This is a genomic window from Anaerotignum faecicola, from assembly GCF_003865035.1.
Lineage (GTDB): Bacteria > Bacillota > Clostridia > Lachnospirales > Anaerotignaceae > Anaerotignum_A > Anaerotignum_A faecicola.
In genome coordinates, this window is record NZ_BHVZ01000001.1 from 421,600 (window position 1) to 444,660 (window position 23,061).

Consider the following 23,061-nt stretch of genomic DNA (forward strand, 5'->3'; position numbering starts at 1 on the left):
TATGCAAAATTATTTTTTGCCGACGATTATTATTTATTTTAATGTCTGACAACATTAAAAATTGTACAAAAATTTATACCATAAAAATATTTATCAAAAGAAGTTTGTGAATCAAAAAACAAACACCCTGTATACAGTGTATAAAATAGAATACATAGTTTTCCTCTATCTTTTTTTGCATTTACCAATTCGACAGGATAAACTGTCAAATCAGAAAATAAGATGTCTGATTTCATGATTTCAAACTTTTTTCTTTCTTCTTTCAAAAAAATAAAAAAGAGAGTGGATTTTTGCAAATTCCGCTCTCTCTGCTTTATTTTGTAAATATGCCCTTATACTTTTTCCGCCAGATACTCTGCTCCGCCGTCAGCGGCTCTATCGTCTGTCCGCCCTCCGCATTGCGTCCAATCAAAATCAACTCGCCATCCGCCGTCAGATAGAACTGCTCCGCCGTCCAATCCTCGCCTGCCTGCGCCTGTGCCGCCTCCAAAGAGGTCTGCGTCAGCATATCCGCAAGCGTTACGGCTCTCTGCCCCAAAAGATCAAAGTTTTTTGCAAAGCGTACAGGCATGCCGTCTCTCGTCCCTTCCCAGAGAATCGAAAGAAAATCCTTCGTGCAGAAGCCTGTTGTCACCTGCACCTGCAAAAGGCTGTCCGCCGTATTTTCCTCCGCTATAAATGCTGCGATGTACTCCTGCATCTGCTGCATCAGGGAATCATTCAGGCTTTTTTCGTAATTCGCATCATTCAGCCCCACAATGACAGGCACATCCACAGAATATCCGCCGTTTTCCTCGTCCGCCGTCAGCTCCTTCACTGCCACTACAGGCTCCGTCCCGTCCTTCATTTCCAACGTCACCTGCTTGGTTTCGTGGTTAAAGCGAACCTCCCCTGTATAGTACGCCGAAATAACCTCCTCGTCCACATACAGGCAGCCGTTAATCATATTCGGTTCATCCGGCAGAGTGACCGCATACCCATTCAGAACGGCATCCCGTTCCCCGGAACGCACGCGCAGCGTTCTGCCGCGGTAGGAAATCGCCGTTTGCTTCGTTTCCGTATCCCATTTTACCGTTCCACCCAGCGCTTCCATGGTATTGCGCAGGGGCAGCAAAAGCTTTTCTGTATCCTCAAAATAAAGCGGCATATTCTCCATATTTTCCAACGTTTTTACGCCGCCTTCTTCCTGCTCCGTTTCATTTTGTGCCGAGGTTTCCGTTGCCGTCACCTCTATTTTATTCCGCGTAATCAGCGTCATGGAAAGCGTCAGCGCACCTGCCAGAAGCACCGCACCTGCCGCCGCAATGATTGCAACCTTTTTTACTGTCATAATTCTCCCTCTCTCTGCTTTCGCTCAGAAAGTATTTTTTATTTCTGCATCATAAAAAATGCCGCCAGCTTTTCAGGAAATGTTGCCTCATCCTTGATCTCCGGCACTCTTTCAGGCAAATCCTTCCCCAGAAGAATTTCCTTTTCGTCCAGACGGATAGTGATATGCTTCGTATCCTTATCCCAGTGCATTTCCGCACCAATCAGATTTGTTAAGTCGCGCAGCTTATAATACGCCGCATCCCCCTTCGCTCGCCCCTCTATCTCCTTTGTCTCTCCGTCATAGGAAACCCTCACGGCATCGTATTTCACCTTATTGCCATCCGCAGAAAGGTCTATTTCCTTATCCAGAAAAGCGAACAGCTGCTTTGCATTTGGCGCAGAAATGTAATACGCACCCTTTTCATAATAGAACTCAATTCTGTCATCCGCCTCTGCCGTCTGCAGCTGCATCTCCTGCATTGTTCCCTTTCTCCATGGGTTTGCGGCAGCAGGGTCTGTCGGGTCCCAGCCGCGGCGCACCGTATCGTTTCTGTTGACCTTCGGCACAGCGGCGGGCTGCAAGGGCTCCTTCACATCCCCACGATACATTCTCACGGTTGTGCCAATCGGACAGTTATCATAAATCCATTTTACATCCCGCACTGTCAGGCGGATGCACCCTGCGGATGCAGTTGTCCCCAATTTGTTGAATTCATCATATTCCAATGTGGTTTTGTCCTTTTCAAAATAAGGTACAGAATGAAAGAGATACGGCCCCGTAATGCGTGTGGCATACTGCCCCCACACATTCCCGTATAATGCGCGCCATTCGTATTTCGCACTCGTCCGGAATGTCCCTTCGGGGGTATCCGTGCCGCCGCTGCATCGAAACGCCTTAATGGGAACGGTATAATTTCCCGCCGCATCCTTTTCATACACCGTCACCACATTCGCCGTCAGGTTCACCGTTATGTAATAGGGACTTTTCGTTTTTTCTGCCGCAAATGCTGTGCCGCATAAGCCAAACAGCAGCAAACAGAATACCAATATGCCCAAGCTTCGTTTCTTCATGGTTCTTCTCCTTTGTTACACAGTTGCTTCAATTACCGAATTTTTCTCCTTATACATTATAAAAAAGGATTGCACAAGAATCAAGAAACACTTTCTTAAAAATCGTTGAATTTTTGAGAAATCTGCAAAAAAAAGAACAGGGAACGTCCTTTTCAGGCAATTCCCCGTCTGTTTGTTTAAATATTTTTCAAATCCTTAAAGCTTTGGAACAGGGTTCTGTAAAGCTCCTTATACAGCGTGAAGTATTTCGCATACGCACCATTCGCCGCCATATTCGGCTCGGAACTATCTTTTTTCCGCACCAGCGCATCACAGGCCGTCTCCAAATCGGAATAAATGCCTGCGCCAACGCCTGCCAAAATCGCCGCACCCAATGCGCCGCCCTGGTCAGACTGCACCGTGCTTACCGAACAGCCATACATATCTGCCAGCATTTGTCTCCAGAAGGGGCTTCTGCCGCCGCCGCCGCAGATCATCATATCCTCAATGGGTACGCCCATCTCACGGAACACCTCAACACATTCCCACTGGGAGAAGGAAATCCCCTCCATCACAGAGCGAATCAAATGCGGTCTTTCGTGCATGGCAGAAAGTCCAAAGAACACCCCTCTGCAATCCGGATCGGGATGCGGAGAGCGTTCCCCCATCAGGTAAGGCAGGTAAATCAGCTTTTCAGAACCGATAGGCACCCTTGCAGCCTCTGCCGTCATGATTTCATAAGGGTCTACGCCCTTTTCCGCAGCCTCTGCCATTTCCGGCGTGCAAACGTGATTGCGCAGCCATTGCAGAGAAAGCCCTGCCGCTTGTGTGCAACTCATTACCGTCCATTTGCCGGGTACAGAGGCACAAAGCGTATGCACTCTGCCCTTGGGATCAAGTGCCATTCGGTCGGAAACCGCATAAACCACCGCAGAGGTACCAATCGTGGTGAATGCCTTCCCTTGAGAAACAATGCCTGTCCCAATCGCTGCCGCAGGGTTGTCCCCCGCACCGCCAACCACAATCGTGCCTGCCGCAAGTCCTGTCAGCGCCGCCGCCTCCTGATGCACCTCGCCGGTTACATCCTGCGATTCATACATCTTGCCAAGCAGTCTTTTTTCAATGCCAAGTCCCTCCAGAATTTCATCCGACCATGTCCGCTTTGCAACGTCCATCAGCTGCATGCCGGAGGCATCGGAAACCTCCGTGGCATATTCGCCCGTCAGCTTATACCGAATATAGTCCTTCGGCAGAAGGATATGCGCGCATTTTGCGTACAACTCCGGCTCATGCTTTTTCACCCAGAGGATTTTTGCCGCCGTAAAGCCGGTTACCGCAGGGTTCGCCGTAATCTGAATGATTTTTTCCGCACCCAGCATACGGTTCATATCCTCGACCTCTTCGCCCGTTCTCTGGTCGCACCAGATAATCGAGCGGCGCAGCACCTCGCCGTTTTCATCCAGCATAACCAGTCCGTGCATCTGTCCGGAAAGCCCAATGCCCTTGATATCTGCCACATCCACGCCGGAGGCTTGCAGCACCGCCTGCACACCCTGCACTACTGCGTTCCACCAGTCCTCAGGCTCCTGCTCTGCCCAGCCGTTCTGCTCCTGATATAAGGGATATTCAAATGTTTTTGCTGTGATTGGGTTGGCATCCCTGTCAAACAGAACCGTTTTCGTGCCGGAGGTACCAATATCAATCCCCAGTAAATATTCCATAGTCACACCGCCATTTCTTTCGCATGCATCACAGCTTGATAACAGCCTTTACCACGTTTTCCTTATCGTTGATAGCAGCCTCGTATGCCTCCTGAATGTGTTCAAAATCGAATTCATGGGTTGCTACCATGCCGATGTCAATGCCGTTTGCAACTGCGGAAATTGCCTTTGCATACAGATTTCTGTAACGAAATACGGATTCGATTCTTGCTTCCTTTGCCATAATCTGACCAAAGTTGAATTTTACTTCTGGGTCAGCCGCCATACCTACCAATGTGATAGTACCGCCCTTCTTTACCAGATAAGGTGTCTGTGCGATGGTAACGGGAGAGCCTGCTGTTTCAAATACCTTTTCAATCCCTACGCCGTTTGTAAATGCTTCTACTTCCTTCAGCACATCCTTTTCCTTCGCATTGATTACTCTGGTTGCGCCCAGCTTCATTGCGTAGTCCAGACGCTTCTGCGCCATATCTACCACTGTGATATCCGTTGCACCGCAAGCCTTGCAAGCCAACAGTGTCATCAGACCGATACAGCCGGAGCCAAGGATAATGCACTGGTCGCCCATGCCAACCTTGCCCTGGTGTGCCGCATGCAGACCAACAGCAAAAGGCTCAATCAGTGCGCCTTCCTTTGTGGACATCCCTTCGGGCAGCTTGAAGCACATATCCGCAGGGAATGTGATATAGTCCTCATTGCAGCCCTGCACAGGAGGAGTTGCAAGGAAAACAACATCGGGGCACAGGTTATATCTGCCGGATTTACAGAATTCGCAGTGACCGCAGGTGATACCGGGTTCTAATGCAACCTTGTCGCCCACCTTCAGGTCTGTTACGCCTTCGCCCAGTTTTTCTACAACGCCGCCTGCTTCATGACCCAGCATCAGTTCGCCGTCAACCACGAAGTCGCCGCATCTGCCGTCCTTGAAATAATGCACATCGGAACCACAAATCCCAACATATTCAATCTTCACCAGAACCTCGCCCGCCTTGGGTTCGGGAACTGGGGTTTCTCTGATTTCCATTTTGTTCAATCCAACCATATAAGCTGCTCTGTTTTTCATCTTTTATCTCCTCGCTTTCGCTTTATTGAAATACACAGTTTTATCAGTTTTCGGGAACCTCTCCTGCAAGACGCTCTCCCTTTTATGATAACAGTATAGACGGAATTATGCAAGAATTACACACCTTCCAAAGTACAGTTTTTCATGAAAAAAATAGAGGTATCACTCCCGGAAAACCCGAAAATGATACCTCATATTTACAAATCAATCACGAAAAACAGATTTACCTTCTATTATTCTGTAATCTGACCGTTCTTTTTGTACATTTCAACGTATTCGTCTACGTTGTCAGCAGTAATCAGAACTTCTTCGATATCTGTGTCGATCTGTGTTTCTTCGCCTGTCAGCAGCTTGTGTACTGTGTCAAGGTTCAGAGCAGCCAGGTCGATTGCGGACTGCAGGCATGTAGATGTCATGGAACCATCCTGAATCAGCAGGCAAGCCTCTGCTGTACCGTCAACGCCATATACCAGCATATCTTTGTAAGTGGGGTTGCCCTTTACAACCTCCAGCGCACCTGCTGCCATGTTATCGTTCATAGAGATAACTGCATCAATCTTGCCGTGTGCTGTTGTCCAGTCTTCCATCAGAGCCATAGCTTCGTCCTTGTTCCAGTTTGCGAAGTCTTCGCCTACAATCTGAACGTCAGGTCTCTGGTCAAAGAATACTTCCTGCCATGCGATACGTCTCTGGTCAGCGTGGAAGTTGCCGGAGGGCCCCTTCAGAACAACAACCTTCGCATTTTCGGGAACCTGTGTCAGTGCCAGCTCAGCGTTAACCTGTGCCTGATTGTAAGGATCGGCATCGACAGAGGATGCACCTTCAATGCCTTCAATTCTGGAGTTGGTTGTGATTGCAACCAGACCTGCCTGTACGATTTTTTCAACGTAGGGTCTCTGTGCTTCGCCGTTGTTGGGCTGCACGATGATTGCATCGTAGCCGTTTGCGATTGCGTTTTCGATTGCAGCGTTTTCCTTTGCATCGTCAGCCTGACCATCGAATACCTTCAGCTCGATGTCATCATACTTATCTGCTGCTGCTACCATTTCGTTTGCCAGCCATGCTGCGAAGGAGTCAGACTGCGCTCTTGCAATATACGCTACCTTGTAGGTTTTATTGCTGTCATCGCCGCCTGCGGAATCACCGCCGCCGCAGCCTGTCAGAGCGGTTGCCGCCATAGCCAGTGCCATAAATGCTGCTAAATACTTTTTCATTTTACTCTCTCCCTTTCTTTTTGAAATTACCTTTTTGAGAACATTTTTGCTTTATTTACATTTGATTGATCAAATGAAAGCCATATCATTGGGTTATGCCTTTGCCGCAGGCTCCTTCTTTTCGTCCTTCTTCTGCAGGATAACCTTGGGCGATTTTTTATTCTTGAAGTTGATATCATACAGAACAGCTGCCACGATGATGATACCCTTTACTACCTGCTGAATGTAAGAGTCTACGCCCTGCAGGTTCATGATGTTGTTCAGGCAGCCGATGATGAAGGAACCGATTAAGGAGCCGGAGGTTGTACCAACACCGCCGGAGAAGCTTGTACCGCCGACAATGGCAGCCGTCAGACCTTCCATTTCGTAGCCTACCGCACCATTCGGCAGACCTGCGTTTACACGCGCCATGAACAGCACGCCGGCAATCCCGACCAGAACACCGTTAATCAGGAATGCCATGTATTTGGATTTTACAACATTGATACCGGATGCGATAGAGGCCTCCTCATTGCCGCCGATGGCATAGAAGGAACGTCCCAATCGTGTCTGGTTCATAATATACGAAATAATAATCGTCGCCAAAACAGTAAAGATAACGGGAATGGGAACAGGACCGATTTTCCCCTGCCCGACTACAGCGTATTTCCCAATCTGCAAAATATTCTGCCCGGAGGTATACAGCAGTGCCAGACCTCTCGCCGCCATCTGGGTTGCCAGTGTTACGATGAACGCAGGCAATGCGAAGTTTGCAACAAACAATGCGTTAATCATGTTGAAGATAACCGCAACACCGATGGAAACGGCAAACGCCACTGCCATAGAGCCGGTCGCCTTATACGCACTGACGGAAAGCACACCCGACAGTGCAAGCACCGCACCCGAGGACAAGTCCAGCAGACCGGATACAATCAGTACCATTTCACCATACGCCAGAATGGTCGCTACCGCCAGCTGCACTGCAATATTGGTAATATTTCTGTGGCTCAAGAAATTGGGGTTCATCACAGAAGATACGATAATCAATACCAGCAGAACAAAGAAAATAGAAAATTTCTGCATTAACTCTTTTGATTTATTATTTTTCACTTTTGATCTCCTCCTTTATTTATTCCTGAATAATGCTATGTGTCCCTGTCGCATAAACCATGATAGCCTCCTGAGAGAATTCCTCCCGCTTCAGCTCGCCTGCAATATGGCCCTGGTTCATCACATAAATTCTGTCACACATACCAATCAATTCGGGCAGCTCAGAGGAAACCATTACAACTGCTTTACCCGCCTGTGCCACTTCTGTCATCAGTTTATAAATTTCAAATTTCGCGCCAACGTCAATCCCTCTTGTGGGCTCGTCCAGAATCAGCACCTCAGGGTCACGCATCATCCATTTTGCCAGCAGCACCTTCTGCTGGTTCCCGCCGGAAAGAGACTGAATCGGTGTTTCCTGTGTCGGTGTTTTTACGCTCATTTTATCAAAATATTTTGCAACCATCGCTTCTTCTTCTTTTCTATGGGCATGCCCGCCATAGAAGAATTTTTCCAAGGCTGCAAGGCTCGCATTTTCGCGCACACTTCTCATGGGGATAATGCCGTAACGGCGGCGATCCTCCGAAAGCATGACCATGCCTGCCTTTGTTGCATCGGCTACCCGTTTGATTTTGATTTCCTTGCCGTGTACCTTTACCGTACCGCCGTCAATGGGGTCAAGCCCAAACAGACAGCGCATCACTTCCGTACGCCCTGCGCCGACCAGCCCTGCAAAGCCAACGATTTCGCCCTTGCCTACATGGAAGGTTACATCCTCAAACAGCTGACCGCTCTTGAGGTCTTTTACCTCAAGCAAAGGCTCCCCAATCTCAATATTCTCCTTGGGATATACGTTTTCCATACGACGGCCTACCATCAGCGCGATAACCTCGTCAATGTTTGTATCCTCCGCACGCATACTCTTTACAACCGTACCGTCACGGAATACCGTAATATCATCCGCAATGCGGAATACCTCATCCATCTTATGAGAGATATAAACAATCGCACAGCCCTTTGCCTTCAGAAGTGCAATCTTCTTAAACAGCAGCTCAACCTCCTTCTGCGTAATGGAGGACGTAGGCTCGTCCATAACAACGATAGACGCATCGTTGGAGATTGCCTTCAGGATTTCCAGCATCTGAATATCGGAGGTAGTCAGCGTTTTCAGCTTATCCGTTGCCTTATAGGGCAAATGCTCCTCCTTCAGCAGCCTTTCGGTTTTTTCGCGCACCTCGCGCCATTTTACTCTGCCCATCCCATCCACAGGCAAGCGTCCCAGAAAAATATTTTCCTCTACGGACATTTCGGGAACATAGTTCAGCTCCTGCGCAATCATGGCAATTCCGAGAGATCTTGCCATAATGGGATCTTTGATTTTCACCGATTTCTCATCCACAAAAATTTCGCCGGCATCCGGCTTATAAATCCCGTTGATAATCTTCATCAATGTAGACTTGCCCGCGCCGTTTTCACCGCACAGCGCATGTACAGTCCCTTTTCTGACTGTAAAGTCGATTTTATCCAAAGCCTTTACACCCGGAAAAGATTTTTCGATTTTTGAAACCCGAAGTTTGATGTCATCCCCCATAGGTTCCTCCCTTCCGTAATCACAGACCCAAACGTCTGCTTACTGTTTCATTTGTTCTTCCGTTCCGACCCACTTCCAAAGGCCATTCTCCGGTGCTGTTTTTTTACACCCTTTATGTAACATTCTTTTTCTGTACATATCTGAGTTTAGTATATACTCAAATGTGCCAAAGTGTCAAGATACTGTATGAAATCCTCTATTCAATTTGAATAAAAGAACTCCATTCAAATCAGAATAATTAAATGCACTTTCTATAGAAAGTGTCTTTTCGGCTTGTCTAATGTGTGACATTGTTTTAACAAAAATACACTCGTCCGCATCCGAAAAACACAGCACTGTTTCCTGCGGATTTTACGCAGATTTTACAGTTTATCCTATTATATTTCATCCACAAAAATATTTCAACCGATAGCACCTGACAAATTTTCCCACAAAAGAAAAGCACAGGAAGCCTCCTGCGCCTTTCTTTTTCTAATGAAATTTTAATCTTTTTAGCCGATAAATAATGCCACCATACCGAGTACCACAGATGCCGCCGCCAGCAGCTTTGCCGCCAATGCTGCATTTTTGCTCTTGCCGCAAAGCCGCACCAGAACCGCCACAACCGCCAATGCACCGAAGCCCCACGAAATCATCTGCTCCTTAATCTGATTGGTGGCATATCCTGTCGCTGTCATCCATGCGATAAACATCCCCAGAAGTGCCATAAAGTAAAACACAATCTTCTGCGCCCTTTCTCCCTTTAAAAGAAACAGGAGCAGCAGCCCAACTACGCTGATGATGCTCATTACCATAAATAAAATCAATAATAATCCTAATGCCATAAGCCATTCCTCACTTTCTTGTTGCCTTATTTTCTTTGATGAATTCATCATAGCATAGGATTCTAAAGAAATCGTGCAGGAAATTCTAAAGAATTCTAAAGGCGGTGCCGGCGCACCTTAAGTCGAAATCAGGATTTCGACTTGTTAAAACAGAAGAATAAACAGACATGTTCCATCGGCTAAAGTCTCGAAACATGCTGTTTTCCTCGAGTGAGCAAAGCCCCCTCTGCGGATTCCATTCGGGAAGACGCTTCGTTTCCCGAACCCTTCCGCTATTCGGCTAACCTTGGCACTTTTTCGCAACTGGCAGGGTAATCTCAATCTGAAATTGCTTTTCGTCCAAGGAAACCGTCACCGCTCCGCCATAGCCGGCGGTAATTCTGCGGATGCTCTCCAGTCCGATTTGGTTGCTTTCTATCTTCTGCGCCGTCTGCCGCACTGCGTTTTTCTGTAAAATCCGTAAGGTGTCCACTCCCCTGTCCATTTGCAGCAAAACAGGGTGTCCACTGTCCGCATATTTTTCCACATTAGAGGACAGATTATCGAAAATCCGCAGGATCTCCTGCATATCCCATTCTGCCCGAAAATCGGTGCAATTCTCCATAGAAATCTCGCAGGAAAAGCTGTCCTCCAGAATTTCCTCCCATTCTCCTGCAAGCTGCTCCATCAGCAGCCTGCCGTTTTCCACCGGCTCCACATTGCGCTTACTGCCCTCCAGCAGGCGGTCTGTCATGTCCTTCATCTGCGCTGCCTTCTTCCGCACCAGCGAAAAATATTCCCGTAATTCCGCATCTGTATACCCATCCTTTCGGCTCATATAATCCGAATAGGATAAAATTGCCGTCAGCGGCGTGCGGATATCATGCGAAAGGTCGCGAATCATGCGCTCCCGCTCTGCCTGCAGTGCCATTTCCTGCTGTCTGAGCCGCCGCTCCGTTTCCGAAAGAAAATTGATATGCTCCGCCAGCTCCGTCAGCTCATTCGCCTCTCGCAGCGGAATGGTATCCTCCAAGCGGTGTGTGCGCAGGGCATCCACCCCTTGTATAATTTCCCTCAGATACGCCAGCTTTTGCCCCAGCAGGAACAGAAACAGCACCAGAAACAGAATCACCGTCGAAAGCAGGCTCACACTGCGAATCCATGCTCGCAATGTCAGCCATTGTCCCTCTGAGGGCTGCAGGTTGCGCTCTGTGAAATAGGTTTCGGAAATGGAATTTGCCGTCAGATATAAAAAGCCCCAGAAAAACAGCGCAATCACTGCCGTAATCAGCAGCAGTCCCAGAATCTCGCGCGAAAGCCGCTTTGTTTTCCTTCCATTCTCATTGGTCAACATAATACCCCCGTCCCCACGCCGTCTTGATATATTTCGGGTTTCTGGAATCATCCCCCAGCTTCTTGCGGATATTTTTGATATGCACCATAATCGCACTGTCGCCAACGGCATCCTCTCCCCAGATGCTTTGATAGATATTTTCCAGGGAATAAATCTTCTTTTTATGCGTCACAAGAAGCTCCAGAATCTGAAACTCCGTATAGGTCAGCGGAATCATTTCCCCCTGTCTGGAAACAGAGCGGCTCTCCGTATCCAGAATCAAATCCGCAAAGGGAATTTCCTCTGTCACCACAGGTACTTTTGCACCGCTGCTTCGCCGCAGAATCGCCTTCACGCGCATCAGCAGCTCCATATTGGAAAACGGCTTTACGATATAATCATCTGCCCCGACAGAAAAGCCCATCACCTTATCCGATTCTGTAGAATACGCCGTCAGAAAAACAATCGGCGCATCAAAGTGCTTGCGAATTTCCGCCGCCGCAGGGAATCCAGATACCTCTGGCATATTCACATCCAGAATATATAAATCAACCTCCGCCGCCGCTTCTGCGATCGCTTCTCTGCCATCTTCCGCAGTCAGCACCGCATAGCCCTCGCCCTCCAGCAGCAGCCGCAAAATATCCCGAATTTCCTTTTCATCATCTGCAATCAAAATACAATATTTCCCGTTCTTCATGCGCTCACCTCTTTTTCTCCAGTATAGCATAAGGACGGCAAGCCTAAAAGGAAAAGCCGCCGTCCTCAAAATATTTTTATTCTTCTGTTTCTGTCTGCTTTTTCTGCTTTCTGCCCTTTTTCAGCTTCACAGCACCGAAAATCACAGCAACCGCCGCAATGCCTGCCATGCAGACAAACAGCAGCGTCTTTTTCGCTGCACCCTCGTAGCTGATGCAAAGCGTACCTTCCGTACCGTCAATCTTGCAGACCACATATTTCCCACGATTCTTCGTATCTAATTCCTTCCAGTCTTCGCCGTTCTTCTGCCAAACGGAAACCTTCTCCTTATTCTCATTCAAAAGACGCAAGGTGGTTTTTTCCGTATCGGAAAGGTCTCTGTCCTCCAGAATCACATCATACACAACCGTCTTGCCCTTTGCCTGCGCAGGTGCCGCTTCCTCCGCATTTGCAAAGATATGCAGCTCTGCCTCATCGGTATAGTCACCATCCGCCAGCGCAAGGGACATCTTACCGCTTTCGTTCTTTTCCATGCTGGAAACAACCGTAACATAAGGCGTATATGCACATTCGATTTTGATATCGCCCTGTACGGTATCGGTTTCAAACGCCGCCCATGTGCCGAAGCTCCCCTTCTTTTCGGGAATATCCGGCAGCTTGATGCGGCTCGTTTCCATGCCGTAAGGCACCTCCTCGGTTTCCACTGTTTTGCCGTCCGCAATAAAGCTTACGGTAAAGCTGATAAAGCGCTTGGGAATTCCGCTGATTTCCTTCATAGCCTCATAGGAAATCGGCTCCGCCTTTCCTGCATAGCTGATGCCGTCCACTGCACCTAAATCCTGCTCTGCGTAATAATTACCGCGCAGGCTGTCGGTATCCTCCGCACCGCCCAGCACAACGCCTAGCTTTTCGTCCCCGTCTACAGTCGCAATGACACAGGAATCATATACATTTTCGCCCTTGCCGGCAATACCACCGACATATTGTCCGCCGCTCATGCTGCCCTTGGCATAGCTGCTGCGAATCGTGCCCTCGCTGAAGCCTGCAATGCCGCCGACATAATTGCCTGTTGTGCTTTCCGCCTCTGCGTAGTTTTCACAACGATATACCGTACCGCTTTCCGCATAGCCGACCACGCCGCCGACGCAGTCCTTCTTACCTGTAATCTTGCCGTCATTGATGCAGTCCTGCAAAATCACCTTCATGCGATAGGTAAAGCTCAATGTTTTTGGATGTGCAATATCATCCTCCGGGTCAATCGCAAGGTCAATCGACATCGCACCCGCAATACCACCTGCGTTGCGGTCGCCCTCAACCTCGCCGTAGTTATGGCTGCTCGCAATCTTTCCCTGCTTCGTGCGGTTGATTTCCTCATCGGAAACATCAATAAAGATATCATCCAAATCCTTATCCGCGCCATCCCGCAAATCATCTATTTCGTCAAACAGCAGATTCATAATCTTCTGGAACTGATCGCTTATGCTGCGGATATCCGCCGTCAGGGTCTGTCTGCCGCTTTTCAGAGACTCACGCAGCCCCTTCAAATCATCCGAGATATCTCCCATGGAATCAAACAGCGCATCGCTCGATTCCTGAAAATCATCCCCCAGCTTCACAAAGGTTGCCGGATCTTCATTCGCCAGATCCGAAATAATATCACTCATATCACGCATGGAATCCGCAATGTTTTCCGTTGTATCAGCAATATCATCCAAGGCATCCTGCGCGTTGGTAATGGTTCTTTTCAGTCTTCTCTGCACAATATCCGCCGCATCCTTCACATCATCCGGCAAATCCGCCAGAAGCCCTGCAAGCTTCTTCTGCTCCTCCAGAAGCTGCTGCTGCAATCCCATCATCTGCTGCAGGGTTGCCGTAATCTGCTGCATGATTTCCCGTACCTTTTCCTGATCGCCTGCGGCAATGGCATCCCTGAGCGCCTTCTGCTCCTGCAAAAGCGTCTGTACCGCCTGCGCAAGCTGCCGTTGTGTCCGCTGCATCTTCTCTACCTGCGCTTCCACATCCTCCAGACCGTCAATCTCAGGCAAATCCTTTTTCAGCGGAGAAAAAGCATCGCCTAAATCCTGCATATTCTTGCCTAAGTCCTCGATTCCATCCGACAGACCATTCATCGGGTCCTCCAGCTTTCGCATGGTATCGGAAAGCAGTGCCGTCCATGTATTGATTTCGTCAATATTATCATCCGCAAAATCCTGCAGCTGATTCTTGACCTCTCTTGCGCGGTCGCTCGCCGTTTCGGAATGGTCGGACATCCCGTTCAGGTAAACCTCAACATCGTCCCCCAGACCATTGGTATCATCCAGAAGCTGATTTGCCATATCATGCAGAATATCCAGATTATCGCGTACCTCGTCCAATCTGTCCGCCGAGGTATTCAGCCAGAGATACGGCTCTGCCTGCCCGACAATCCCGCCGATATCCTTTCTTCCGTGTACCGCTGCGTTGTTGTCGCAGCCCAGAAGATAGCCGGACTGTCTGCCTGCCACACCGCCGATATTATAACCGACATGCGGATAGCCAACCTCGCCATAGTTGTCGCAGCCCTGCACCACGCCATCGCTGAAACCGACCACGCCGCCAATATCCGTATAGGTCAGATTGCTGCGCTCGGTGTTCTCCTTTGAAATTCTGTATTTTTCCAGAATTGCCGCCGCATCTGTATCAATGTCGGAAAGCTCCTGCTTTTTTTCCTCGTATTCGGTATTGACATCCGCCTCATTTCTGCATTCCGCCAGAAAACCGTTGTTTTCGCCTGCAATGCCGCCGACAGACAGCTCACCGTGAATTTCGCCCGATGCACTGCATTCGCGCACCTCGCCTTTATTTTTGCCGACAACACCGCCGACCGTATCCTTGCCTTCCACTGTACCGTCAAAGCTGCATCCCGTAATCGTGCCGTTGTTTTCACCGACAATACCGCCGATGCTGCTTCTGCTGCCGCCGGGGGTTACGTTCCCCTCGACCTTTAGGTTTTTCACAACGCCACCCTCCGCAACATAGCGGAATAAGCCAAGCTGAGAGCCATCCTGCTCCAGATTCAGCCCCGAAATCGTATGCCCGTTGCCTTCAAAGGTGCCCCCGAAAATCGGGATGGGTGAAAAATTCACGCGTCCCAAATCAATATCCGCCGTCAGCACAACGGTTTTCCCTGCCGACCAGCTGTCCAAGGTACAATTTTTCGCAAAGCGGAGAAAGTCCTTTCTCGTAGAAATCGTCACCGTATTCGCCGCATAGATATCCACGGGAGCGCTGCCGCAAAAGAGCACCGCAGCCGCCAGAACGGCAATTCCTTTTTTCAGTCCCTTATGCACCTTCCACCGCCTCCTTTCCGATTGGCACGTTTTCTTTCTTCTCCTCATTTTCCTCCTCATTCGCCTTCTTTTCCTTCCTCTCCGGCTTCTTGAAGGAGGTCTTATCAATGATGAAATCACCCAACAGCAAAAGCTGCGGCAAAATTCCCATAACCAGCAGAATAGAAAGCAGTGTCCCTCTGCCTAAGCAGATACCGATACCGGAAATCGCACCATCCGAAGAAAGGAACCCGATTGCCGTGCCTGCCGCCGCAAGGATACTCCCTGAGGTGAAAATCGTCGGGAACGCCAGATTCAGCGACTGCTTCATTGCTTCAATCTTCGGCATCTTCTGACGCAGCTCCATATAACGGTTTGTGATAACAATCGCATAGTCAATATTCGCACCCATCTGAATTGAGCTAACAACCAGATAGCTCATGAAGAAAATAGGCGTGCCGCGCAGAGTCGGGTAGGTAAAGTTCATCCATACACTGCCCTGGATAACCAGAATCAGAATAAACGGAACCCCCGCCGACTGGAACGTCAGGAGCAGAACAATCATAACAAACACAATAGAAAGGATGCTGATTAGGGTATTATCCTCCCCAAAGGTTGCGGAAAGATCAAAGTTGCTTGTCGCATTGCCGACCAGAAGCACATCATCCCCATAATAATTCTGCGCCGTTTGTCTTGCCTTGTCCAGAAAAGCAAAGGTTTCCTCGCTCTCCTGCGATACATTCAGATCCATAACCAGACGGCTGTATTTTCCGCTGTTCAGCTGATCCTTCCCGTCTGTCAGCTCATCATACAGGTCATCTAAATCCTTCTGCTGCTCCGCATCCAGAGAAACTGCGCCGTCCTGTATCTCATCATAAATAAATTCAAACATATCAATCAGAGGTACCCCGTAATGGTCGATACCACCCACGATATGCCCGTATTCCTCCTGATCCACCGCATACGCCGTATACAGCAAATCCACCAGCTCAATATCAATATCGGCAAATTCCGCCAGCTCTCTGGGTGTCATCTTATCCCCCAGACGCAGGGTTTCGCCGTCCTTTTCCTCCGCCTCTGTGGTCGCCAGGCTCGTAACCGTATCCACCTCCGGCATTGCCTCCAGTTCCTCCGCCAGCTGCTGCTCCTTCTCATAATCCCCACTGGGAATCAGCAGTGCAAGGATATTCGATGCCGTAAAAGTATCCTTGATTTTTTCCTCCGCAATCTGCGAATCATTCTTCGTATAGGTCGTCAGATGCTCATAGCTGTATACATAAGGGCAGTTCTGCGAAATCAGAAAGGACGCAATCAGGCAAACTACAAAAATAATCGGTGTTACATGGCGCAGGCGAATGACAACATTCGTAAAGCCTGTAATATTCGGCACAAAATTTCTGTGATGTGTGCTGTCGATTTTGCTGCTGAAGGAATACAAAAGACCCGGCATCAGCGTGAATACAGACAGAATACTCAGAATAATCGCCTTAATCAGCACCATACTCATATCCAGACCAATCTGGAAGTGCATAAATGCCATCGCAGCCAAGCCGGAAAGCGTTGTCAAGCAGCTGCCGGAAATTTCGGGAATTGCCTTGCAAAGCGCCGCAACAACGGCATCCATCGGCTCGCTACTCTCTCTTTCTTCCATATATCTGTGGCATAGGATAATCGCATAGTCTATCGCCAGCGCAAGCTGCAATACAATCGCAATGGAGTCCGAAACGAAGGAGATTTCCCCGAACATAAAGTTGCTCCCCTTATTCAGAATCGCCGCTGCGCCAAAGGTCATAATCATAACGGGTACTTCCATATAGGTACGGGAGGTAAACAGCAGTACCGCCAGAATAATGCCGCAGGTCAGCACCATAACAACATTGATTTCCTTCGCGATGGTTTCCGCCTTGGTGTTGCCCAGCTCCGCAGAAATATACGCATCATAGTCCTGCATTTCCGTTTCGATTTTATGTAAGGACTCCTCACAAAGCGGATCGTCGTTCTCTCCGTCAAAGGTAACGGAAAAGAGCGCCGCCCCATCCACATAATGCTTGGTTGTATCATCAAAGGTGATGGATTTCACCCCTTCGATATCCTCCAGAGTATCACAAAGCACCTCCGCATCGGCATACGAAATGTTATCCACCATAACCTCCGCCGTTGCATAGGTAATAAATTCCTCATCCATCCGCTTGAGGCCGCGGCTCGTTTCCGTATCATCCGCCAGATAGTCCGTCAGCGTGTTGTCTACCGAAACCCATCCTGCGGAGAAGCAACAAAAAATCGCCAGTAAAATATAAATCAAATAAATCGCCTTGCGTTTTTCTACAATAAAACGGGCGATACCTTCCAGTCTGTTTTTCTTCTTTCCATGCTCTTTCGTCACATATATCCCTCCGAAGTCATTGAAATCTTTGAGAAAGTGTCTCTGCACCTGTATACTTTACATAAGTAATTTAACTTATTTTTGTTTTCCCGTCAATATTTTTGATAGGATTTGTCGGCTTTGAACGCTTTTATAACAGAATTTTAATCCCTTTCGGAAAAAATGCCAAGTAAAAAATCCCCAAAACACAAGGTTTTGAGGATTTCTGTAAATGCTTTTTGAAACGCGTAATTATCTCTTGGAGAACTGAGGTGCGCGTCTTGCTGCTTTCAGACCCGGTTTCTTTCTTTCTTTCATACGAGGGTCTCTTGTCAGGAAGCCTGCTTTTTTCAGAGAAGGTCTGTAGTCACCATCTGCCTGAAGCAGTGCTCTGGAGATACCGTGTCTGATTGCGCCTGCCTGACCTGTAAAGCCACCGCCGCAAACGTTAACGATAACGTCAAATTTTGCTGCTGTTTCTGTCAGTTCCAGAGGCTGACGAACGATCAGTTTCAGTGTTTCCAGACCGAAATATTCGTCGATGTCTCTTTTATTGATTGTAATTTTACCGTTGCCGGGTACCAGGTATACTCTAGCTACGGAAGATTTTCTTCTGCCTGTGCCGTAATATCTAGCTGCTGCCATTATGCTTTCCTCCTTCGATTAGAATTTGAATTCCAGTGTTTCGGGTTTCTGTGCTGCGTGAGGGTGTTCTGCGCCTGCGTAAACATGCAGCTTGCCGAACATCTTTCTGCCCAGAGCATTCTTAGGAAGCATACCTTTTACAGCGTGCTCGATAACTCTTTCGGGGTGTGTTTCCAGCATTTTGTCCAGTCTTGTTTCTTTCAGACCGCCTGTCCAACCGGAGTGGTGACGATACATTTTCTGTTCCAGCTTTTTGCCTGTAACAGCAACTTTTTCTGCATTCACAATAATAACATAGTCGCCCATGTCAGCATTGGGTGCATACTGAGGTTTGTTTTTCCCTCTCAGAATAGATGCAACTTCGGAAGCCAGACGGCCCAGTGTTACGCCTTCAGCGTCAATCACGTACCACTTTTTTACGATGTCCGCTTCTTTAGCGATGTAAGTAGTTCTCATGGTTTTTACCTCCTGTCATATTATTTTGTTTGACCCGTTGACTTCGCCGCAACGCAGGAACGAATACGGTCGATCTCCATTATGCGCAAAACACATAACTTATTGGGTCCCACCTTGAGAAACATATATTTAAAGCTGATTTCAGCCTTAAAATCATATTAACAGCCCTTATATTATAATCTTGTATACAGACCGTGTCAAGATATTTTTGTTAAATTATCAATTTTTCGCTGCTTCGTACAGGTCTTTTTCGTCATAGAAAATCTCCAGAAGGGTTAAGCCCTGCGGCTCCGCGGTCTGCCCTGCGGCGCGGCGGTCCTTCCCTGCGATGATTGCGGCAACCGCCTTTGGCTCCAGCCTTCCCATGCCGACCGCAAGCAGCGTCCCTGCCAGAATCCGCACCATATTGTAAAGGAAGCCGTCCCCCGTCACCAGAATCCGCACACTCTCTCCCTGCTTTTCCACATGACAGTCAAAAATCGTCCGCACTGTGGTCGAAACCTGCGCGCCTGCCGCACAGAATGCCGCAAAATCATGCGTTCCGAGAAATGCCTTTGCCCCCTCGTTCATCCGTTCCACATCCAACGGCTTCTGCACATAGGCGGAATAGAGCCGTTCCTTCGGATTCTTCGCAGGCGCATTCCAGAAACGATATTCGTACGTTTTTTTCACACAGTCAAACCGTGGGTGAAATGTCTCTGCAACTTCCTCCGCCTTTGTCACCACAATATCCGCAGGCAAAAAGGAGCGAATCGCCAGAGGGATTTTCTCCGCCGGGATACTTGTTTCCACGTCAATCACCGCACGCTGCCCCAAGGCATGCACGCCTGCGTCCGTTCTGCTTGCGCCGACGCACTCCAACGCAGGATTGCGGAACAGCAGCCGCAAAGCCTTCGTCAGTTCGCCTTCCACAGTGATCACCGCTTCATCCTTCTGCTTCTGCCAGCCGGAATAATTCGTTCCATCGTATGCGATTGTCAGTAAAATCCGTTTCATCAATCCTATTCTCCTTTTTATGCCCAAGGCGCAAAGCTCCACAGCACCGCAAGCAGAATCGCCGGCAGCAGATTCGCTACCTTCACCTTTTTGCCCCAGACCAGATTTACTCCGACACAGAACAGCAGCACTGAGCCGACAAAAGAAAGATTTGACAATGCCGCCTCTGTCATAAAGGGCTCAATCAGCCTTGCCAGAAGCGTTACCAGTCCCTGAAAAATTCCAACAGGAATCGCAGAAAGGATGCACCCCTTTCCCATCGAAGCCGTCATGATAAATACAATAATCAAATCCAGGATTGCCTTTGCCGCCAGAATACTGTAATCGCCGTAAATCCCGTCCTGAATCGCCCCGACCACTGCCATTGCGCCGATGCAGACCGTCAACGATGTCGTTACAAAGGCATCCACAAAGGCATTATCCCCGTTGCTGCCGGTTTTCTTTTTCAGCCAGACACCGAACTGCTCCATCTTTTTCTCAATATTCATCCATTCGCCTGCCAAAGCGCCAACAGCCATGGTAATAATCAGCATCATAGAACCGCCGCTGGCAAGCCCTCCATCCGTAATCGAAAGCATCTGCTCCATTGTGCCGCCAATGCCAAGCATCAGCACACAAATCCCAACAGCAATCATAAGGATATCCTGATAGCGCACCTTCACGTTTCGTCCCAGAAACAGCCCCAGCAGGCCTCCAATGATAATCGCGCCAACATTGATAAGTGTTCCCAAACCAATCATGCTTTCACCCTTCTCTTTTGTATTTTTTGAAAAAACACTCTTCGAGAACATTTCTCAAAGAGTGTTTCTTCCTTAAATAATAAACGGCACTGCCTTTGCCACAAACCGCAGCCCGATAATCACAACTGTATAGACCGCAGCCATCACTGCCGCGCGGTAATCGCTGCTTTTCATTGTCATCACATTCATTCTCGTGCGGTGTTCATCCCCATGGTAGCATCTTGCTTCCATCGCCATTGCCAGCTCCTCCGCTCTGCGGAATGCAGAAATAAACAAAGGCACCAGAATGGGAATCAAGGATTTCGCCTTCTGAATCAGATTGCCCGTATCAAAATCGGCACCTCTCGCCTGCTGTGCCTTCATAATCTTATCCGTTTCATCCAGCAGTGTCGGGATAAAGCGTAGCGCAATCGTCATCATCATTGCGATTTCATGCGCAGGCACACCGATTCTTTTGAAGGGCTTCAAAATATATTCGATGGCATCTGTCAGCTGAATGGGCGTTGTCGTCAATGTCAGCACAGAGGAACCGATAATCAGAAGCACCAGACGGACGCACATTTTCGCCGCCAGAAGTACCCCCTCCATTGTCACCCGCAAAAAGCCCACGCGCAGCAGAACATGCTCCCCCTGCGTCATGAACAGATTGATGACCACCGTAAAAAGAATAATAACGATAATACTCTTCAAACCGCGTGTCATAAATTTAAACGGCACCTTCGATGCCCGAATTGTCAGCCCCATGCAGGCAATAACAAACACATACCCCACAAAGGTATTCACCAAAAACAAAGTTACAATAAAAACAAAGGTAATCATCAGCTTCAGCCTTGCGTCCATCTTATGAATGGCAGATTCCGCAGGATAATACTGACCGATTGTAATATCTCTAATCATGCTTTCACCTGCTTTACCAATTTTAACAAGGCATCCCTTGCTTCCTCAACCGTATAAATATCCGTCGGCACATCATAGCCTTTTTCCTTCAGCTTTGCAAAAACATAGCTAACCTGCGGTGCCGCCAGTCCCATCTGCTCCAGCTCCATGGGATGAGAAAAAATCTCTCTGGGCGTACCTGTCATAGCAACCTTGCCCTTGTGCATCACGATAATACGGTCTACCAGTCTTGCCACATCTTCCATACTGTGACTCACCAGAATAACCGTAATTCCTCTTTCCTCATGCAGCTTGTGGATTGCCGCCAGAATTTCATCTCTGCCCTTGGGGTCAAGCCCCGCGGTAGGCTCATCCAGAATCAGCACCTCCGGATTCATTGCCAGCACGCCTGCGATTGCCACACGGCGCTTCTGCCCGCCGGAAAGCTCAAACGGAGATTTTTCGTAAAACGTCTCGTCAATTCCTACAATATTTAATGCCGCAACCACATTTTCATGAATCTGCTCCGCAGACAGCCCCAGATTCGTCGGGCCGAATGCAACATCCTTATATACTGTCATTTCAAACAGCTGATATTCAGGATACTGGAACGCCAGACCAATCCGTCTGCGCACCTCCTTCAGCTTTGCCTTATCCTTATGGATATTTTCGCCGTCCAGCAGAATTTCACCCGAAGAAGGAGAAATAATGCCGTTCAGATGCTGAATCAGCGTGGATTTTCCTGAGCCGGTATGCCCGATTAAGCCGATAAATTCGCCCGTCTGAATCTCCAGTGTCACATCGTTCAATGCCACTTTTTCAAAGGTGGTGCCTTCGTTGTAAACGTGTGTCAAATGATTTAATTGAATTGACATAATGCACCTACCATTTCTTCGACCGTCAGAATATCCGCGGGCAAATCAATACCCTCTTCCCTCAGCAGGTATGTCACCTCTGTCACCTGCGGCACATCCAGTCCATATTCCTTCAGCTTCTCCACCTGTACAAAAATTTCTCTCGGTGTACCCTTCATCACAAGGTCACCGTCATCAATCACATATACCTTATCTCCACGCACAGCCTCATCCATATAATGCGTAATGAGAATCACCGTAATGCCTTCTTCTTTATTCAAACGCTCAATCGTCTCCATAACATCTCGCCGGCCGACAGGATCAAGCATTGCCGTAGGCTCATCCAGAACAATACAGTCCGGCTTCATCGCCAACACGCCTGCAATGGCAATTCTCTGTTTCTGCCCACCGGAAAGCTTGGAAGGCGTATAAGCCGCAAATTCCTTCATTCGCACTGCATCCAGTGCTTCATCCACGCGCATCCGAATTTCCTTCGGGGGTACGCCCATATTTTCGGGGCCAAATGCAATATCCTCCTCAACCACCGTTGCAACCAGCTGGTTATCGGGGTTCTGGAATACCATCCCTGCCGTCTGGCGAATCTCCCAAATCAAGCCTTCCTCCTGCGTGTTCATTCCTTTTACCCACAATGTACCGCCTGTGGGCTGTAGTAATGCGTTAATATGCTTCGCAAATGTAGACTTTCCGGAGCCGTTATGCCCCAGAACTACAACAAATTCACCCTTTTCAATTTCGATGTTCACGTTTTTCAACGCAACCACCCGATGCTCCTCCGTGCCGTGGTCTGTTTCCATAATTTTTGTATATTCGTAGGTCAGACCTTCAGCCTTCACCATTTTCATAATTTCACCTGTTTCTCCGGCGTTTCTTCGCCTCGTATAGTCTATTGCGCAAATGCTCACAGCTATCAATATGATACGGAGTTTTCGCTAAAAAGTCAATAGAATCCCAGTAATTCTCTCTGATTCTCCCAAATTGTACCCTTACATTTTTCG

At 48.4% G+C, this 23,061-nt stretch carries 19 protein-coding genes; all 19 read right to left on the reverse strand.

Annotation, left to right across the window (positions count from 1 at the left end; all coding sequences use genetic code 11):
- Positions 1-313 precede the first annotated feature (313 nt).
- The 19 genes from EJE48_RS01905 to EJE48_RS01995 all read right to left on the reverse strand — a co-directional run bounded on the left by EJE48_RS01905 (position 314) and on the right by EJE48_RS01995 (position 22,908).
- On the reverse strand, positions 314-1,330 hold the full coding sequence (locus tag EJE48_RS01905; RefSeq protein WP_118582649.1) for a copper amine oxidase N-terminal domain-containing protein: 1,017 nt from the start codon (positions 1,328-1,330) through the stop codon (positions 314-316).
- A 38-nt stretch (positions 1,331-1,368) separates the two neighbouring features.
- Entirely contained in the window at positions 1,369-2,382 is a 1,014-nt protein-coding gene (locus EJE48_RS01910; RefSeq protein WP_118582646.1) for a L,D-transpeptidase, read from the reverse strand.
- 176 nt (positions 2,383-2,558) lie between these two features.
- Entirely contained in the window at positions 2,559-4,082 is a 1,524-nt protein-coding gene (gene xylB / locus EJE48_RS01915; RefSeq protein WP_124984252.1) for a xylulokinase, read from the reverse strand.
- A 28-nt stretch (positions 4,083-4,110) separates the two neighbouring features.
- Positions 4,111-5,145: an NAD(P)-dependent alcohol dehydrogenase gene (locus EJE48_RS01920; RefSeq protein ID WP_016407785.1), complete on the reverse strand. Its 1,035-nt coding sequence runs from the start codon at positions 5,143-5,145 to the stop codon at positions 4,111-4,113.
- A gap of 233 nt (positions 5,146-5,378) precedes the next feature.
- Positions 5,379-6,359, reverse strand: coding sequence for a sugar ABC transporter substrate-binding protein (locus EJE48_RS01925; RefSeq protein ID WP_016407786.1), 981 nt, complete (start codon positions 6,357-6,359; stop codon positions 5,379-5,381).
- Between the two features lie 93 nt (positions 6,360-6,452).
- The gene (locus EJE48_RS01930) at positions 6,453-7,448 is read right to left on the reverse strand and encodes an ABC transporter permease (RefSeq protein ID WP_016407787.1); all 996 of its coding nucleotides are present in this window, start codon (positions 7,446-7,448) and stop codon (positions 6,453-6,455) included.
- A 19-nt stretch (positions 7,449-7,467) separates the two neighbouring features.
- Positions 7,468-8,976, reverse strand: coding sequence for a sugar ABC transporter ATP-binding protein (locus EJE48_RS01935; RefSeq protein WP_016407788.1), 1,509 nt, complete (start codon positions 8,974-8,976; stop codon positions 7,468-7,470).
- A gap of 491 nt (positions 8,977-9,467) precedes the next feature.
- The gene (locus tag EJE48_RS01940) at positions 9,468-9,800 is read right to left on the reverse strand and encodes a hypothetical protein (protein WP_016407789.1); all 333 of its coding nucleotides are present in this window, start codon (positions 9,798-9,800) and stop codon (positions 9,468-9,470) included.
- A gap of 280 nt (positions 9,801-10,080) precedes the next feature.
- Positions 10,081-11,133: a histidine kinase dimerization/phospho-acceptor domain-containing protein gene (locus EJE48_RS01945; protein ID WP_016407790.1), complete on the reverse strand. Its 1,053-nt coding sequence runs from the start codon at positions 11,131-11,133 to the stop codon at positions 10,081-10,083.
- Positions 11,120-11,809: a response regulator transcription factor gene (locus tag EJE48_RS01950; protein WP_016407791.1), complete on the reverse strand. Its 690-nt coding sequence runs from the start codon at positions 11,807-11,809 to the stop codon at positions 11,120-11,122. Before EJE48_RS01950 ends, EJE48_RS01945 begins: the two co-directional genes overlap by 14 nt.
- Before the next feature lie 76 nt (positions 11,810-11,885).
- Positions 11,886-15,185 (reverse strand): GLUG motif-containing protein, encoded by a 3,300-nt coding sequence (locus EJE48_RS01955; RefSeq protein WP_160117295.1) that lies wholly within the window; start codon positions 15,183-15,185, stop codon positions 11,886-11,888.
- Positions 15,130-17,499 (reverse strand): efflux RND transporter permease subunit, encoded by a 2,370-nt coding sequence (locus EJE48_RS01960; protein ID WP_118582637.1) that lies wholly within the window; start codon positions 17,497-17,499, stop codon positions 15,130-15,132. The genes EJE48_RS01955 and EJE48_RS01960 overlap by 56 nt, the downstream gene beginning before the upstream one ends.
- Positions 17,500-17,730: 231 nt before the next feature.
- On the reverse strand, positions 17,731-18,123 hold the full coding sequence (gene rpsI, locus EJE48_RS01965; RefSeq protein ID WP_016407794.1) for a 30S ribosomal protein S9: 393 nt from the start codon (positions 18,121-18,123) through the stop codon (positions 17,731-17,733).
- Positions 18,124-18,141: 18 nt separating this feature from the next.
- Positions 18,142-18,579, reverse strand: a complete 438-nt coding sequence (gene rplM / locus EJE48_RS01970) for a 50S ribosomal protein L13 (protein WP_016407795.1) — start codon at positions 18,577-18,579, stop codon at positions 18,142-18,144.
- A gap of 219 nt (positions 18,580-18,798) precedes the next feature.
- Positions 18,799-19,575 (reverse strand): tRNA pseudouridine(38-40) synthase TruA, encoded by a 777-nt coding sequence (gene truA / locus EJE48_RS01975; protein WP_118582634.1) that lies wholly within the window; start codon positions 19,573-19,575, stop codon positions 18,799-18,801.
- Between the two features lie 17 nt (positions 19,576-19,592).
- A complete protein-coding gene (locus EJE48_RS01980; RefSeq protein ID WP_118582697.1) occupies positions 19,593-20,315 on the reverse strand; it encodes a DUF554 domain-containing protein in 723 nt (240 codons plus the stop codon).
- 72 nt (positions 20,316-20,387) lie between these two features.
- Positions 20,388-21,212, reverse strand: a complete 825-nt coding sequence (locus tag EJE48_RS01985; RefSeq protein ID WP_118582631.1) for an energy-coupling factor transporter transmembrane component T family protein — start codon at positions 21,210-21,212, stop codon at positions 20,388-20,390.
- On the reverse strand, positions 21,209-22,066 hold the full coding sequence (locus EJE48_RS01990; RefSeq protein ID WP_016407799.1) for an energy-coupling factor transporter ATPase: 858 nt from the start codon (positions 22,064-22,066) through the stop codon (positions 21,209-21,211). The genes EJE48_RS01985 and EJE48_RS01990 overlap by 4 nt, the downstream gene beginning before the upstream one ends.
- On the reverse strand, positions 22,051-22,908 hold the full coding sequence (locus EJE48_RS01995) for an energy-coupling factor transporter ATPase (protein WP_118582628.1): 858 nt from the start codon (positions 22,906-22,908) through the stop codon (positions 22,051-22,053). Before EJE48_RS01995 ends, EJE48_RS01990 begins: the two co-directional genes overlap by 16 nt.
- Positions 22,909-23,061: the final 153 nt, after the last annotated feature.